General features: G+C 39.9%; 18 protein-coding genes. 17 read left to right on the forward strand and 1 reads right to left on the reverse strand.

Annotated features, from left to right (window positions below):
- The first annotated feature begins 133 nt into the window (after positions 1-133).
- The 12 genes from rpiB (at position 134) to ABH902_RS14020 (ending at position 7651) form a co-directional block, all read left to right on the forward strand.
- Entirely contained in the window at positions 134-592 is a 459-nt protein-coding gene (gene rpiB / locus ABH902_RS13965; RefSeq protein WP_404591717.1) for a ribose 5-phosphate isomerase B, read from the forward strand.
- A gap of 26 nt (positions 593-618) precedes the next feature.
- Positions 619-1263, forward strand: coding sequence for a fructose-6-phosphate aldolase (gene fsa / locus ABH902_RS13970; protein ID WP_404591719.1), 645 nt, complete (start codon positions 619-621; stop codon positions 1261-1263).
- Positions 1264-1369: 106 nt separating this feature from the next.
- On the forward strand, positions 1370-2149 hold the full coding sequence (locus ABH902_RS13975) for a triose-phosphate isomerase family protein (RefSeq protein WP_404591721.1): 780 nt from the start codon (positions 1370-1372) through the stop codon (positions 2147-2149).
- Positions 2150-2152: 3 nt separating this feature from the next.
- The gene (gene dhaM / locus ABH902_RS13980; protein WP_404591723.1) at positions 2153-2536 is read left to right on the forward strand and encodes a dihydroxyacetone kinase phosphoryl donor subunit DhaM; all 384 of its coding nucleotides are present in this window, start codon (positions 2153-2155) and stop codon (positions 2534-2536) included.
- 18 nt (positions 2537-2554) lie between these two features.
- Positions 2555-2977 (forward strand): Lin0368 family putative glycerol transporter subunit, encoded by a 423-nt coding sequence (locus tag ABH902_RS13985; protein WP_404591725.1) that lies wholly within the window; start codon positions 2555-2557, stop codon positions 2975-2977.
- Positions 2978-2990: 13 nt separating this feature from the next.
- Positions 2991-3332 carry a Lin0368 family putative glycerol transporter subunit gene (locus ABH902_RS13990; RefSeq protein WP_404591727.1) on the forward strand — a complete coding sequence of 114 codons (342 nt, stop codon included), beginning with the start codon at positions 2991-2993 and terminating at the stop codon, positions 3330-3332.
- 47 nt (positions 3333-3379) lie between these two features.
- Positions 3380-4369, forward strand: a complete 990-nt coding sequence (locus tag ABH902_RS13995) for a dihydroxyacetone kinase subunit DhaK (protein WP_404591729.1) — start codon at positions 3380-3382, stop codon at positions 4367-4369.
- Positions 4370-4411: 42 nt separating this feature from the next.
- Positions 4412-5080: a dihydroxyacetone kinase subunit DhaL gene (gene dhaL / locus ABH902_RS14000; RefSeq protein WP_404591731.1), complete on the forward strand. Its 669-nt coding sequence runs from the start codon at positions 4412-4414 to the stop codon at positions 5078-5080.
- Positions 5077-5895: a transketolase gene (locus ABH902_RS14005; protein WP_404591733.1), complete on the forward strand. Its 819-nt coding sequence runs from the start codon at positions 5077-5079 to the stop codon at positions 5893-5895. Before dhaL ends, ABH902_RS14005 begins: the two co-directional genes overlap by 4 nt.
- On the forward strand, positions 5892-6815 hold the full coding sequence (locus ABH902_RS14010; RefSeq protein ID WP_404591735.1) for a transketolase family protein: 924 nt from the start codon (positions 5892-5894) through the stop codon (positions 6813-6815). The genes ABH902_RS14005 and ABH902_RS14010 overlap by 4 nt, the downstream gene beginning before the upstream one ends.
- A 159-nt stretch (positions 6816-6974) precedes the next feature.
- Entirely contained in the window at positions 6975-7421 is a 447-nt protein-coding gene (locus ABH902_RS14015) for a CopY/TcrY family copper transport repressor (protein WP_404591737.1), read from the forward strand.
- A 29-nt stretch (positions 7422-7450) separates the two neighbouring features.
- Positions 7451-7651, forward strand: a complete 201-nt coding sequence (locus tag ABH902_RS14020) for a heavy-metal-associated domain-containing protein (protein ID WP_404591739.1) — start codon at positions 7451-7453, stop codon at positions 7649-7651.
- A gap of 174 nt (positions 7652-7825) precedes the next feature.
- Here the strand turns inward: ABH902_RS14020 and ABH902_RS14025 are convergent, their stop codons facing one another.
- Entirely contained in the window at positions 7826-8329 is a 504-nt protein-coding gene (locus tag ABH902_RS14025; RefSeq protein ID WP_404591741.1) for a GNAT family N-acetyltransferase, read from the reverse strand.
- A gap of 260 nt (positions 8330-8589) precedes the next feature.
- On the opposite strand from ABH902_RS14025, the gene ABH902_RS14030 reads away from it, so the two are divergent.
- From ABH902_RS14030 to ABH902_RS14050, 5 genes are all read left to right on the forward strand, one after another.
- Positions 8590-11397 (forward strand): sigma 54-interacting transcriptional regulator, encoded by a 2808-nt coding sequence (locus tag ABH902_RS14030; RefSeq protein WP_404591743.1) that lies wholly within the window; start codon positions 8590-8592, stop codon positions 11395-11397.
- A gap of 241 nt (positions 11398-11638) precedes the next feature.
- The gene (locus ABH902_RS14035) at positions 11639-12043 is read left to right on the forward strand and encodes a PTS sugar transporter subunit IIA (RefSeq protein ID WP_404591745.1); all 405 of its coding nucleotides are present in this window, start codon (positions 11639-11641) and stop codon (positions 12041-12043) included.
- A 16-nt stretch (positions 12044-12059) separates the two neighbouring features.
- On the forward strand, positions 12060-12557 hold the full coding sequence (locus ABH902_RS14040) for a PTS system mannose/fructose/N-acetylgalactosamine-transporter subunit IIB (RefSeq protein WP_404591747.1): 498 nt from the start codon (positions 12060-12062) through the stop codon (positions 12555-12557).
- Between the two features lie 24 nt (positions 12558-12581).
- Positions 12582-13331, forward strand: a complete 750-nt coding sequence (locus tag ABH902_RS14045; RefSeq protein WP_404591749.1) for a PTS mannose/fructose/sorbose/N-acetylgalactosamine transporter subunit IIC — start codon at positions 12582-12584, stop codon at positions 13329-13331.
- The gene (locus ABH902_RS14050) at positions 13331-14167 is read left to right on the forward strand and encodes a PTS system mannose/fructose/sorbose family transporter subunit IID (protein WP_404591751.1); all 837 of its coding nucleotides are present in this window, start codon (positions 13331-13333) and stop codon (positions 14165-14167) included. The genes ABH902_RS14045 and ABH902_RS14050 overlap by 1 nt, the downstream gene beginning before the upstream one ends.
- Positions 14168-14494: the final 327 nt, after the last annotated feature.

Below are 14494 nucleotides of genomic sequence, written 5' to 3' on the forward strand. Positions count from 1 at the left end.
CAATTAAATGAAAAATAACAGTAAGAATAAGCTTTCGTATTTTCGTTTTTTTATCCAAAAACGAAAACAAACGAAAATGAATGTTGACAAAACGAAAATAGAAAGCTACTATTAAGCTATCAAAGAGAAAGAGGTGGACAGGTTGAAGATTGGAATTGGATCGGATCATAATGCTTTTGAGATGAAATCCCAATTGAAAGATTACATCGAGTCATTGGGGGTAGAGGTGATCGATTTTGGTTGCTTTTCACCAGAAGAAATTGATTATCCAACAATTGCCTTTGATGTGGCAAACAGTATTAAAGAGTCCAAAATTGAACGTGGTATCCTGGTTTGCGGCACAGGAATCGGTATGGCAATGGCGGCGAATAAAGTTCCCGGCGTCAGAGCAGCTCAGTGCCATGATACGTATTCTGCCGAACGGGCGCAGCTAAGCAATAATGCTCAAATTATCACCATGGGATCAAAGGTCATCGGTATTGAAACGGCAAAAAAAGTAGTTGCCGAATATCTTTCAGTTACATTTGAAGGCGGCAATTCTGCTCGGAAAATTGAACAAATTATGCAAAAGGAAGCAGAATTCAGTAAATAAAATGGCTAGAAAAGGAAGGGACAAACATGAAATTTTTCTTGGATACAGCAAATGTTGAAGAAATTAAGCGAATCAATGAATTAGGCTTAGTGGACGGCGTAACAACGAATCCTACGATTATTTCCAAAGAAGGACGTGATTTTAAAGAAGTCATTACAGAAATCTGCGGCATTGTAGCAGGACCAGTTAGCGCAGAGGTAATTGCACTGGACACGGAAGGTATGGTCAAAGAAGCCAGAGAAATTGCGCAGTGGGCGGATAATGTAGTCGTGAAAATTCCTATGACAGAAGCAGGATTGAAAGCGGTTCATATTTTAAGCAAAGAGCAAATTAAAACCAATGTGACGTTGATTTTTACAGTGGCCCAAGGATTAATGGCGGCGAAAGCGGGCGCTTCCTTTATTAGTCCGTTTGTAGGTCGCTTGGATGATATCGGTACAGACAGCTTAGCGCTTATCCGGCATTTAAGACAAGTCTTGGATCAATATGGTTATTCAGCTGAAATTATTGCAGCCAGTATTCGCAACTTAAAACATGTGGAAGATGTGGCTGAACTTGGAGCAGATATTGCAACGATTCCGGGAAGTATTTTTCCAAAGCTTTGGTCACATCCTTTAACCGATGCTGGCATTGAAGCCTTCATGCAGGATTGGCAAAGCTTTAAAGGATAGTTTAAATGAAGAATTTGAAGCATTCGGCTAACCATTGATCAAAAAAAGCGCAATTTTCACAAGCCTGTTTCAAATTCTTCTTTAACAATAGAAAGGGGAAGCATGAATGGCAAAGAGAAAACCAATCGTCGGTATCAGCTTGAAAATGTACCAAAACAAAATCAAAGAAGCACAGAATTTTGCTGAAGAACTGGTGAACATTGTTGGAGATGAACAAGAAGTCGAACAATTTATGTGTCCGGGAATGGGTGTCTTGTATCCTGTTTCTATCATTCTAGAAAATTCTTTGATTGGTTTAGGCGCACAAAATATGGCGCCGGTTGAATATGGTGCTTATACAGGAGAATTTTCCATTGATTCATTGCTGGCTATGCATGGATCGTATGTGGAGCTAGGACACGTAGAGCGTCGAACGATTTTTGGAGAAAGCGATGATTTAATCAACCAGAAGGTGCGTTTAGCCTTGGGAAAAGGAGTGGCACCTGTTCTTTGTATTGGAGAATTGGAGCACAATGAGAACGAATCAGAATTGAAGAATATCTTGATGAAGCAGTTATTTTTAAGCTTAAATCAAGTGGCACCCGAGCAGGCTGAAAAGGTTATTTTAGCTTATGAACCAGCTTGGGCTGTGGGGAAAACCTTAGCAGCTAGTGCAGTTCACGTGCATCTCGCTCATGGTTTTATTCGAGAGTGTTTAAAGGAGCTTTATTCAGAGGAAACAGCCGAAAAAATTCGGATAATTTATGGCGGTTCTGTTTCACAGGAAAATGTTGGCTTAATTGTGGCAGATGAAAATGTTGACGGTGTTTTTGTTGGACGTTTTGGACATGATCCTAAGCGTTACGGCAATATTGTTGCAACGGTTAAAAAAGTCAAGGGAGTGTAGCGGATGTTCGGGATCATTTTAGTTTCTCATAGTCAAAAAATTACGGACGGCACAAAGGAAATGATTGAAGAAATGACCGGCGAACTCAATGGAGTCAAGGTTATTTCAGCAGGCGGTACAGGCGATGGACGCTTAGGAACAAATACGGTCATGATCATGGAAAGTATTGAGGCTTGTCGTTCGTATGAACATATTTTAATTTTCTGTGATATTGGAAGCGCTATTTTGAGTTCGGAAACGGCTGTTGAGTTGATTGAGGATGAAACGCTGCGGGAAAAAATAGAAATTATGGATTGTCCTCTGGTAGAAGGGGCCTTTGCTGCTGCTGTTCAAGCGTCTGTTTCACAGGATAAACAATTGGTTGTTGCAGAATTAAGTCAGTTATAAAAGAAAAGGAGCGAAAAGATGAAGTTCTTACGTGGATTAATCGGTTATACAATCGCTGGCATGATAGTTATGGCAGTCTGGGGTGAATTAGGTGCTTTTGGTATATTCGGCGGGTATTTAGCAGCGCTGATTATTATTGGTCCGATGTGGTTTATGAATCATTTTGTTAATTTGACGGGAAATGAAGATGATGCAGCTTTTGTTGATATGGGACTTGCGATTGGGATTTGCGGAATTATGCGCGATACGTTTATAAATGGAACGGATAGTCTGGTTTCTTCCTTGCCAACGATCGGCTTAGTCTTTGTCGGTGCAGTGTTAGGTGGAATTGTCGCAGCTGCTGTTGAAAAAAGTATGGCTTCTGAAACAGAAGTGGATGAGCTGGCGCCGGAGCCTGGCATGACTGGAAAAGAATTAGATCGTTTAGTAGAAACGGATTAAAGGAGGAGAAAAAATGACGATTAGCTTAGCAATTGCAACTATATTTGGTGGCTTCTTGTTTCCGTTTGTCATACGGATGAGTTGGGGGAAAATGGTCGAGCAATGGGGTGCGGCAGGCGGTTGGATGGCTGCGGCTTTCATCGTAGGAACGATTTGGTGTATCAATCATGGTATTTCTACACCGATGATTACTCAATCCGGAAGCGCTTGGGTTGATATGGGGTTAGCTGCAGGTGTTGGTGTTTGGGTTGCGTCCGCTTTAACCGGTGGAAGTGTCAAGAAATCTTACCGGAACCTGTTGGCTGCTGTTGTCGGTGGAGTTCTAGGTGGTTTCATGCTGTCACTATTTCTATAAGCAAACTGGACTTAATTTGTTCAAAAAAAACTAGGAGGAACATCTAAATGAGAAGATTAGTCAATGATGGATATGAAGTAGTAGAAGAAATGCTGGCAGGCTATTGTGAAGCGCATGCTGACTATGTAACATTTGCTGAAAATAAACGTGTATTAGTGAGTAAAAAAATGAGCGAAGAGCCAAAAGTTCGTGTAATTATCGGCGGTGGCTCGGGTCATGAGCCCTTGTTTATCGGTTATGTTGGAGAAAATTTTGCGGATGCGTCTGTAGTGGGAAATGTCAATACTTCGCCAGCTCCGGATGCTTGTTATGATGCAGTAAAAGCGGTTGACAGCGGCAAAGGTTGTTTGTTCATGTATGGTAATTATGCCGGCGATGTGATGAACTTTGATATGGGTGCCGAAATGGCTGCAGAAGACGGCATTCGTGTGGAAACTGTATTAATTACAGACGATGTCTATTCATCAGATACTATTGCTGATCGTCGCGGCGTAGCCGGTGATGTTCCCGTATTTAAAATTGCTTCAGCGGCAGCAGCAAAAGGCTATGAGTTGGATCAAGTAAAAGCAATTGCTGAAAAAGCCAACCAAAATACCTATTCCATGGGCGTCGCTTTATCTTCTTCAACCTTGCCGGTAACAGGGAAAGCTATTTTTGAAATGGCTGAAGGAGAAATGGAGGTTGGAATGGGCATTCACGGCGAGCCCGGAATTGAGCGGACGTCATTGGAGCCAGCAGATAAAGTTGTGGATCAATTGCTGCAGTACATTTTAGCAGATGCTCAGGCACAAGCAGGAGAAGAATATCATGTGATGGTCAACGGCTTAGGCGGTTTGCCGGTGATGGATCTGTATGTCTGCTATCGCCGAGTAGCAGAAGTATTAAAAGAAAAAGGGATTCAGATTCATCGTCCGTTAGTTGGAAATTATGCAACTTCCATGGATATGGTAGGTATGTCTATTACAGTTGTCCGGCTAGATGACGAGTTGAAAGAATTACTTGATATGCCTTGTGATACCCCTTATATGAAATTATAGGGTAGTGTTTCGATTATATTTACAGACAGGAGAGCTTAGTATATGGCGGAAAAAGCAATGTTAGATAAACAATTTTTTAAAGAAGCACTGCTTAAAATGGCAGAATTATCAGAAACGCAAAGAGATTATTGGACAGCCTTAGATTCTGCAATCGGCGATGGCGATCACGGGATTAATTTAAGTATTGGCTTTCGCGGAATTTCAGCTCAAATGGATGAATTATACAGTTCATCAGCAGATATTCCAACCTTGTTGAAAAAAGCTGGTATGATTCTTTTGTCCAAAGTCGGCGGCGCATCAGGTCCTCTATACGGCAGTTTTTTCATGAAAATGGGAACGCCAGTGGCCGGTAAAGAAGCAGTGACATTTTCTGAATTTGCGGACATGATTCAAGCAGGGGTGACGGCCATCCAAGTCCGCGGAAAAGCAGAGCTGAAGGATAAAACCATGCTAGATGCTTTACTTCCAGGAGTCGAATACCTGCAGACGCATAAAGAAGACGCGGATGTGCTGTCAGTAATGGAACAAACGATAACGCTTATGCATGAAGGAGCAGATAGTACCATTCCGCTGATCGCTAAAAAAGGCCGGGCAATGCGTTTAGGTGAACGAGCAGTTGGCGCGAAAGATCCAGGCTCCGAATCTTCATGGATGTTGATGAATGTCTTCTATGAAGCTTTAAAAACGCAGCAGGCAGGAGCTGCCGTATGAAAAAATTAGCAACCAAAGCGGCTGAATTGCGTCAGCTGATCATTCAGTCTCTGGCAGAGGCCGGTTCCGGTCATCCGGGGGGGGCTTTATCAGCAATCGATATTTTAACTACGCTTTATTATCAAGAAATGACGATAGAACCGAGTAATTATGATTCTGTAGCGCGCGATCATTTTATCTTATCGAAAGGACACGCTGCACCGGCTTTATACGCAGTCCTAGCAGATAAAGGTTTTATTAAAAAAGACGACTTGCCGCAGCTGCGAAAGTTCGGCAGTAAGCTACAGGGCCATCCTGACAAAAATAAGACCTACGGAGTGGATGCTTCCAGTGGTTCCTTGGGACAAGGGCTGTCGATTGCAAACGGCTTGGCGTTAGCGAAACGCTTAGATCATTGTGACTGCTATACGTATGTTTTGTTGGGAGATGGCGAGCTGCAGGAAGGACAGGTCTGGGAAGCTGCAATGAGTGCGGCGCATTATCAGCTGGATCATGTCATTGCATTAGTGGATCACAATGGGCTGCAAATTGATGGAACGAATGATGAGGTTATGAAGGTGGAAGATATAGCTGCTAAATTTGCCGGTTTTAATTGGCAGGTACTGCAGGCAGATGGTCATGATTTTACTAGTCTAACCCAAGCGATTCAAGCCGCGAAAAAAAATCAAGGTGCACCTACCGTGATTGTCTGCAATACAGTGAAAGGCAAAGGTATCAGCTTTATGGAAAACCAAGTGTCCTGGCATGGGAAAGCCCCGTCAGCAGTTGAAGCGAGTCAGGCTTTGGCTGAACTTCAAGGAAGGAGCAGCAAATGAAAAAAGCAACCAGACAGGCCTATGGAGAAACGCTAGTCAGCTATCAAAATCATCCGGATTTAGTCGTGCTGGATGCCGATTTATCAGCGGCTACTAAGACCGAGCTGTTTAAAAAGGCTGCGCCGGAAAAATTTTTTAATATGGGAATAGCAGAGGCTGACATGATTGGAACAGCTGCCGGTTTAGCCCTAGGCGGTAAACGCCCTTTTGCCAGCAGCTTCGCGATTTTTGCAGCAGGTCGGGCGTATGAACAAATTCGCAACAGCGTCGCTTATCCTAATTTGAATGTGGTGATTGCTGCTACACACGCAGGCGTTACAGTGGGCGAAGACGGTGGTTCTCATCAGGCGATTGAAGATATTGCCCTAATGCGGGTAATTCCCGGCATGACTATTTTAAACCCGGCAGACGATGTCGAAACAGAAGCAGCAGTAGAAGCCGCTTTAAAGCATGCAGGTCCAGTCTATTTACGACTGGGACGGTTAGCAGTTGAGCGAGTACATGAGGAAAAACCGATCTTTACGATCGGTAAAGGTGAAATCTTGAAAGAGGGAACTGCCGGAACGATTATTGCAACCGGCTTAATGGTTCAAGAAGCGCTACAAGCTGCCCAACAATTAGAAGAAAAAGGAATAAAGATTAGAGTCCTTAATTTCTCCACGATTAAACCGTTGGATGAAGCGCTTGTGTTAAGTGCGGCCAAAGAAACGCCGTGGCTGATTACAGCAGAAGAGCATAGTATCATTGGCGGATTAGGCTCCGCTGTTTCAGAATATTTAGCAGAAAATTATCCTGCAAAAGTAGTGAAAATCGGCGTACAGGATCGTTTTGGCCAATCGGGTGATCCGGAACGTTTAAAAGCGGAATATGGGTTAACTGCTGAACATATATTGAAAACTGTTCAGCAACTAATGAATTAATTTTTATGAAAAACAGTGATTCGTGAAATCTGCGAGTCATTGTTTTTTTTAGTATGAAACAATCAATTGACAAACAAACGAAAACGAGCTACTATAAGAATATAGTTTGACTACATATGTAGTTTTTGTCGGCTAAAAAAGTACGAAGGAGACTTTGCTATGTCAGAAAAGAAAAAGACCCGCAACATTACGGATGCGGAATGGGAAGTCATGCGCGTAGCTTGGGCAACCGGCGAAACGACCAGTAAGGAAGTTACAGCAATTCTAAATGAAAAAACTGAATGGAAAAGTACAACGGTTAAAACCTTATTAAGCCGTTTAGTGGATAAAGAAATGCTGGGAACTAAAAAGTCCGGAAATAAGTTCACTTATTTTCCTTTAGTGGCAGAACGTCAAAGTATTGATGTTTTAGCAGAGGAATTATTAACCAAGGTCTGCAGCAAAAAAGTTGGCAAAGTACTGGAATCCATCATACAGGAAAGTGTTCTAAGCTTTACAGATATTGACCAGCTGGAAGCCGTACTGAAGGAAAAACGCCAGTCTGCTGTTGAAACGGTACCTTGCAATTGTATTCCCGGACAATGTCAATGTCATTTAATTCGTTAACAATAAATTATTTTAAGGAGTGTTCAGTAATGGAAAAAACAGTAACAATCAACGGAATGAAATGTGATGGCTGTGTAAAAATCGTTAAGGAAAATTTTGAAAAAATCGCCGGTGTTCAAGCAGCTGCAGTTGATTTAGCAAACAAAACAGCAGTCGTAATAAGCGAACGGGAAATTTCCAACGAAGAATTACAAAAGGCGTTATCTGAAACAAAATTTACAGTCGCTTAATAAAAAGTAGCTTAGCTATTCAAATGATTTATGATAGGAGAATCACCTAGACAAGGATTATTAGTTATTTTGTACTCAGAAATTTTTATCGAAAAGCATATTAACTACAATGAAATCAAAAAATAAGAAAAATGCAGAGGATTAAACGACAGGTTTAACCTTCTGCATTATTTTTTATTTAAAAAAGCCATAAGTAACGGAATTTTCTCGAAGCGGTTTTTCCATTAAATAATTAAGGAGCAACACACCGTTGCGGTAGTTACTTTTTTGTTCAATCACGTTCAACCCAAGCTGTTCAAAAAATGGTTTTGCGGTAATTGATGAGTAAACGGTAATTTTCTTAGCGCCAGCTTTGGTCGCATGATCGATTAAATCCTCTGCGATCGCTTTACCGATGCCGTAGCCAATCCAAGCTTTATCAACATACAAGTAATTAAGCTCTCCGCTTTCAGTAATCGAGCCAAAACCAAGAATCCTTGTGCCTTGTTCAGCGACAATCGTATACGAAGATGCAAGAATTTCATGCCATTTGTCATAATCGGGCGTTGTTTGAACCCACTGTGCAATTTGCTGTGCGGTATAATCTTTTTTATTAATTGCCTGAATCGTTGCATTGAATAAAGAAACTATTTCGTTTAGATCATTCTGTTGATAATTTCTTAATTTAAATACACTCATGTTTGTTCACTCCTATTCACTAAACTAGTTTAATCATATAGTAAAGATATGTCAAAGCGTTCTTTAAAAAAATAATGAGAAAAATTTGAGAAACGAGCCTGATCATTTTTTAGCCAAGATTGTTTCTTTTATCATATTGTTTTAAATAGTATAATGCAATGTTTGAAATAATGCTAGGATATAGGACAGATTTTAAAGCGACTTGACACACTACTATTCCCAAGTATAATACCCTTAGTAAGTGAGTGGGGTGAATCTGCATGCAACGTGTCGATAAAATTGAAGCGATTCTTGCTGAGCAAACAAAAAAGCAACTAAAATCAGGAGAATTAACAGGAGTGACTGCTAAGGATATCAGTGATTTGTTAACGCTTGCCCGCAATACTGTAAGTGAAGATTTGAACAAGTTGTTGACTTTGCAAAAAGCCATTCGAATTAAAAGTCGTCCAGTTCTGTTTTTTAGCAAACTAGAAGTAGAAAAAGAAAATAATGTTTTTTTTAATGAAAAGCTAACCTTTAAGTCTTTAGCTGCGTTTAAACAATTTATAACGGAACAAACGATAGATGAATCTGACAAGCCGGAAGAATTTTCGGAAATCATTGGCTATCAGGGTAGCTTGAAGGATCAAATTGAAAAGCTAAAAGCAGCTGTGCTGTATCCGCCAAATGGTCTGAATGTCTTACTTGGTGGCGAATCCGGGGTAGGGAAAACCTTACTGGCTGAATCTTTACACAAGTATTATGAACAGTTTACCGGAAAAGAAACACCGTTTATTTACTTTAATTGCTCAGAGTATTATAACAATCCGGAATTATTAACCTCCCATCTCTTCGGCTATCAAAAGGGCAGCTTTACCGGCGCCTTGGAGGATAAGGCTGGTTTGGTAGAGTATGCAGATCAAGGCTTTCTATTTTTAGATGAAGTCCATCGCTTATCCAATGAAGGTCAAGAAAAGCTCTTTACCTTGCTGGATAAAGGCTATTTTTCCAGAATGGGCGAAGCCGATACGAAAAGAGCAGTAAATGTCCGCTTTATTTTTGCGACAACCGAAGACTTTTCTCAAACTTTTTTGAAAACCTTTTTACGGCGAATTCCCGTGGCCTTAATGCTGCCGTCGATAAAAGAACGGCCCATTCAAGAAAAAATTGAATTAGTGGTAAAATTCTTTCAAAATGAAAGCCAAAAAATTAAAAAGGATATTACGATTAACTACCAAGTGATTGAACAACTTGTTTTCAAAAAATACACGGGTAATATTGGTGAAATGAAGTCAGAAATTCAATTCATTTGTGCCCAAGGCTACTTAAAGCAGCTTGAAAAACAAGCCAGTGAATTAGTCATCGATCAATCTTTACTGTTAAACGAGGAACCGCTGGAAAAAGACGCCAAGGATCAAATAGCCTTAAAAGAGCTGTTGGCTGGTGAAAGCTTAAAAATAAAAGCAGATAACCGCTCATCGGTCAGCCATTACTTCACTGCGCGGGATAAAATTAATGATGCATTCTATGACTTCTTATTAAAAGAGTTTTCTAATTTAAAGAACAGCAATATTCCGCAAAAAGAAGTAGCATCTATTTTGCAGAAAAAAATCGATCAATTGTTTGATATGCGGTTGTTTGAACCTATGCACAAAACACAGCCTTTGCGCATGCTCGATGAAAGCTTTGAGCAAAAGATTGCTGAATTAACCGCCTTTATCACTGAACTAACTGGATTTTCAATTCAAAAGAACTTAGTAGAGGTGTTGTCTAATCATATCTATTCTACGTTATTGTTTATGGAAATTCCCAATGATGACTTCTATTTGTATTCCAGTCAATTAATGCTGGGACGTCTTGAAAATTACGATATATCCAAACAGATTGTTGAAAAAGTGTCAGAGCTTTTTTCTGTTCAGCTGCCTAAAACGGAAATCACGTATTTTGGCTTGCTGCTAAGAAAGCTCAAGCAGGCGGATAGTCAATATCAGCGGAATGATGAATGCGGGGTCATCGTGGTTGCACATGGATCAACCACTGCTACCAGTATGGCTGAATATTCCAATGTCTTGTTTTCCAGCAATCTTTTAAAGGCAGTGAACATGCCTATTCACCAAACCGTTGAAGAAACCTTGGAAAAGGTCAAAAGTATTATTCGTGTAAATAAGTACAAACGATTAATTTTGCTGGTGGATATTGGTTCTTTGGTTTATTTTGGCAATCTGATCAGTGAAGAATTCGGAATCGAAGTCCTATTAATTAAGAATATTAATCTCTTATCCTTATTGGAAGTCTCCAGAGAAGTCATCTATGAATCAACAGAATTCGATTATTTACTTCCTGTGTTAAATGAAAAAGGACATCTTTCCTCTATTTGTAAACAAGGTCATTTTTTTGACTCTAAAGTACTTATCGTTTCTTGTATGACTGGATTGGGCACTGCGTTGAAAATTGAGAAACTGATCATAGATGTTTTTCAAGAAGAAGTGCTGGAAAATATTCGCATCCTTACGTTGGACAACAGTGAAATACAAGATATCGAGCGCATTCACCAACATATACAAGCAGATGAAAAATTAGTCGGTATCGTGGGAACCTTTCAAACAGAAGTACCGGATATTCCCTTTATTCCTTTGGAAGAGTTGTTTTCTGAAAAGGGTGTCGAACGTTTATTGCTGATATTTGGCTATGACATGGCAGATGAAAAGAATCGGGCCTTGAAGGAACAAATCGCTAAACGCTATGTGCATGGGCTAACCTTAAAAGCGATTATCAACCATATTACGGTTCTTAATCCACAGCGCTTGTCCATTGAAGTCAGTCAGGTCTATGATGATTTGTGTCGTCAACTACACATCAGCAGTGATGAAAAAACAATGCTGCGCTTTTTGATTCATACCTGTTGTACAGTGGAACGGCTGGTTATTAATAACGATTACAGTACGGCCGAATATAATGTGTCGTACAAAGATATTCCGGAAGAGGCATCTGTCATAAAAATGGCCTTCCGACCATTGGAAGTGTCGTACAATGTTCAATTCTCACCGCTTGAAATAAAATATATCTATGAATTGCTTTATGGAAACTAACAAAAAAGAATCTATATAAGAAAGTTCGTAATCCTGCTGAACGGCGGGATTACGGGCTTTTTATTTTTTAAACATAGCTAAATTTCGAGCCTCTTACTGTAAGATACGCAAAAAAATTGAGAATTTTTTTTTTCAAGCAGTTATTTTTTTATTTTTCGACAGATTTTTGGCACGCGTTTTGCTATATAGATAAATGTAAATAGCTGAACAAGCATTCAGCAACAGTTAAGGAGATGGATACATGGAAAAGGAACCTATCATTATACTGACTCATGGTGGTTGGGGAGCAGGTCTTTTGAAAAGCATCAAAATGATCGTCGGCGAAACGGAAAATATCCATGAAGTCGTTTTACGACCAGAAGATAATTTGCAGGAATATATCGCACGTGTAGAGGAACAGCTTAAAGCGATTACTTGGCGCGGAAAATTATTAGTTTTAACGGATATTAAAGGTGGAACGACAAGTAATGTAGCGCTAAGACTTTCCAGAGATTATGATATTTTGGCACTTTCAGGCCTAAATACAGCAATGCTTTTAGATGCGGTAATGAAGCAAACGGCTCCTTACACCGAACAGTCCGGAGCAGAAATTCTACAAGCCTCACTAGATAATTGTCAAATTTTAGAACTACCAACAAACAAATAGATAGGAGCAAACAATCATGGCAAATATTGTATTAACACGAGTAGATAGCCGTTTAATTCACGGACAAGTAGTAACGAAATGGCTACAACAATCAGGAGCAGATGAAATTTTTGTAGTAAGTGACGAATTAGAAAAGGACGAATTTTTACAAAGCATTTACGTGATGGCAGCCCCTCCAGGTGTTGAAGTGAAAATTTACGGTATTGAATCTGCTAAAAAATACTGGCAGGAAGAAGCCGCTTCAAGCAATGCGAAGGTTCTCTTTTTAGTACCGGATTTACCAACCTTAGCTGCAATGGTAGAAGCACAAGTTATTACCAATGATATTCAAATCGGCGGTCTTGGCGGCGGAGCTGAACGGAAAAACGTTTTGAAAAATATCAACCTTTCTGAAAATGACGTGGAAATCTTAAACAGCTTTTTAACCAAAGGCTTAAATGTCTTTTTCCAAGCAATTCCAGAAGACAATCCAATGCCGATTGAAAAATTAATAGAAAAATATCATTCATTATAAAATAAGACAAAGGAAGTGACGAAAATGGGTGTTTTAGGTGTTTCAATTACAATGGGGATCTATTATTGGTTTGCCCGCTTGCGTTTTGGCTATACATTTTCTGGTATGCTGTCTCAACCGTTATGTGCAGCGATGGTTGCCGGACTTGCGACAGGAAAAATTGCTGAAGCAATGACAATTGGTGCTGGGATTCAGTTAGTTTATTTAGGAGTAACTTCAACCCCAGGTGGGAATGTTCCTAGTGATCCAGCCTTGGCTTCAGCTATCGCTATTCCAATTGCTTTAGGGGTAGGAATGAATGCAGAAGCTGCTGTAGCTTTAGCTGTGCCATTTGGTGTTTTGGGCGTTTTCATGGATCAAATCAGAAGAACTGTAAATGCAACTTTTGTTCACATGGCTGATAAATATGCGGATAACTTGAACTATAAAGGGATTTACCGCGCAGCGTTTTTATACCCGGCTTTAGTAGGTTTCTTATTACGTTTTCCACTAGTCTTTGCCGGTAACTTTTTCGGTCAATCCGTTGTTAATAACATCTTGAATGTTATTCCGGAAAAATTAATGCATGGTTTCGAAGTAATGGGCGGCTTATTGCCTGCGTTAGGTTTTGCGTTAACTATTATGGTTATCGGTAAAAAGACCTTGATTCCTTATTTCTTAATCGGTTTTGTGGCCGTCATGTATTTTGGTGCTGAAGTAATGGCTATTGCTGTAATCGGAACCTGTGTGGCTTTCTTAGTGAGAAATAATGCGCTGAAAGAGGGGGATGCATAATGGAAAAAGCAACAGAGTTGAATCAAAAGAAATTAACGAAAAAAGAAATCAGCAAAACCTTTTGGATTTATCAATTAGGCTGTGAATTATCTAATTCCTATGAACGTCTGCAAAGTTTAATTTTCTGTGCGTCTATGATTCCGGCGATTAAAAAATTATATGCAGATAACGAAGAAGAACAAAGAGAAGCGTTGAAACGTCACTTAGCTTTTTTCAATACAGAAGGAACGATCGGTGCGTCAATTCAAGGGATTTCTTTAGCAATGGAAGAAGAACGTGCCAACGGAGCGGATATTGGCGATTCTGCAATTACATCCATTAAAACAGGACTGATGGGTCCTTTAGCTGGTATCGGTGACTCAATTGTTTGGGCTGCTATTATGCCATTAATTATTTCTATCTTTATTCCGATCGCTAAAAACGGCAGTATTATGGGTGGTATAGGACCATTAGTGATTTATACCGTTTTAACAATGTATATTAGCTGGGGCTTAATCAATAAATCTTACACATTAGGGCGTAACTCTATTATGGCCTTGCTGAAAGATGGTAAAATAAAACAAGTCATCTATGGTGCCAATGTTTTGGGTATGATGATGATGGGTGCTTTATCTGCAAGCTATGTAAATATCTCCAGCCCAATGAAATTCCATGTGTCCGGCGGTGCTACAATCGTTGTACAAGACATCTTAGATCAAGTAATGAAAGGCGTTTTACCATTAGCTGCTGTCTTCTTGATTTATTTCTACATGGTTAAAAAAGGACCTCGTTATGGCATCATTATTGGAACGATTGTTCTTGTAAGTATCATCGGCTCATTTTTAGGCTTATTGTAAAATGAGGTTGAGCCAAAAGCCGTTTAGGTTCGAGTAATTAGAGTAAAAGACGACCAGTATGCTTTTTACATTGAGCGGATTTTATGAAATTGCCGAAGAACCTGACTTTTGGTCACCATTTATTCATAAGTAGTGGGTGGAACAAAACTATTTTTAGTTTTGTTCCGCCTATAATTTCATAGTCACGCTAAAGTGACTAAATTGTTTAGAAGAGGTGAATCAGCAACATGGATAGTTACGAAAAATTCAATCTAAAAGAAGTCATCAACGCCTCAGGCAGAATGACGATTCTCGGGGTATCCAAGGTTTCGGAAAATGTGCTGGCGG

The sequence above is a fragment of the Enterococcus sp. UD-01 genome (genome assembly GCF_044909655.1).
Taxonomy (GTDB): domain Bacteria; phylum Bacillota; class Bacilli; order Lactobacillales; family Enterococcaceae; genus Enterococcus_L.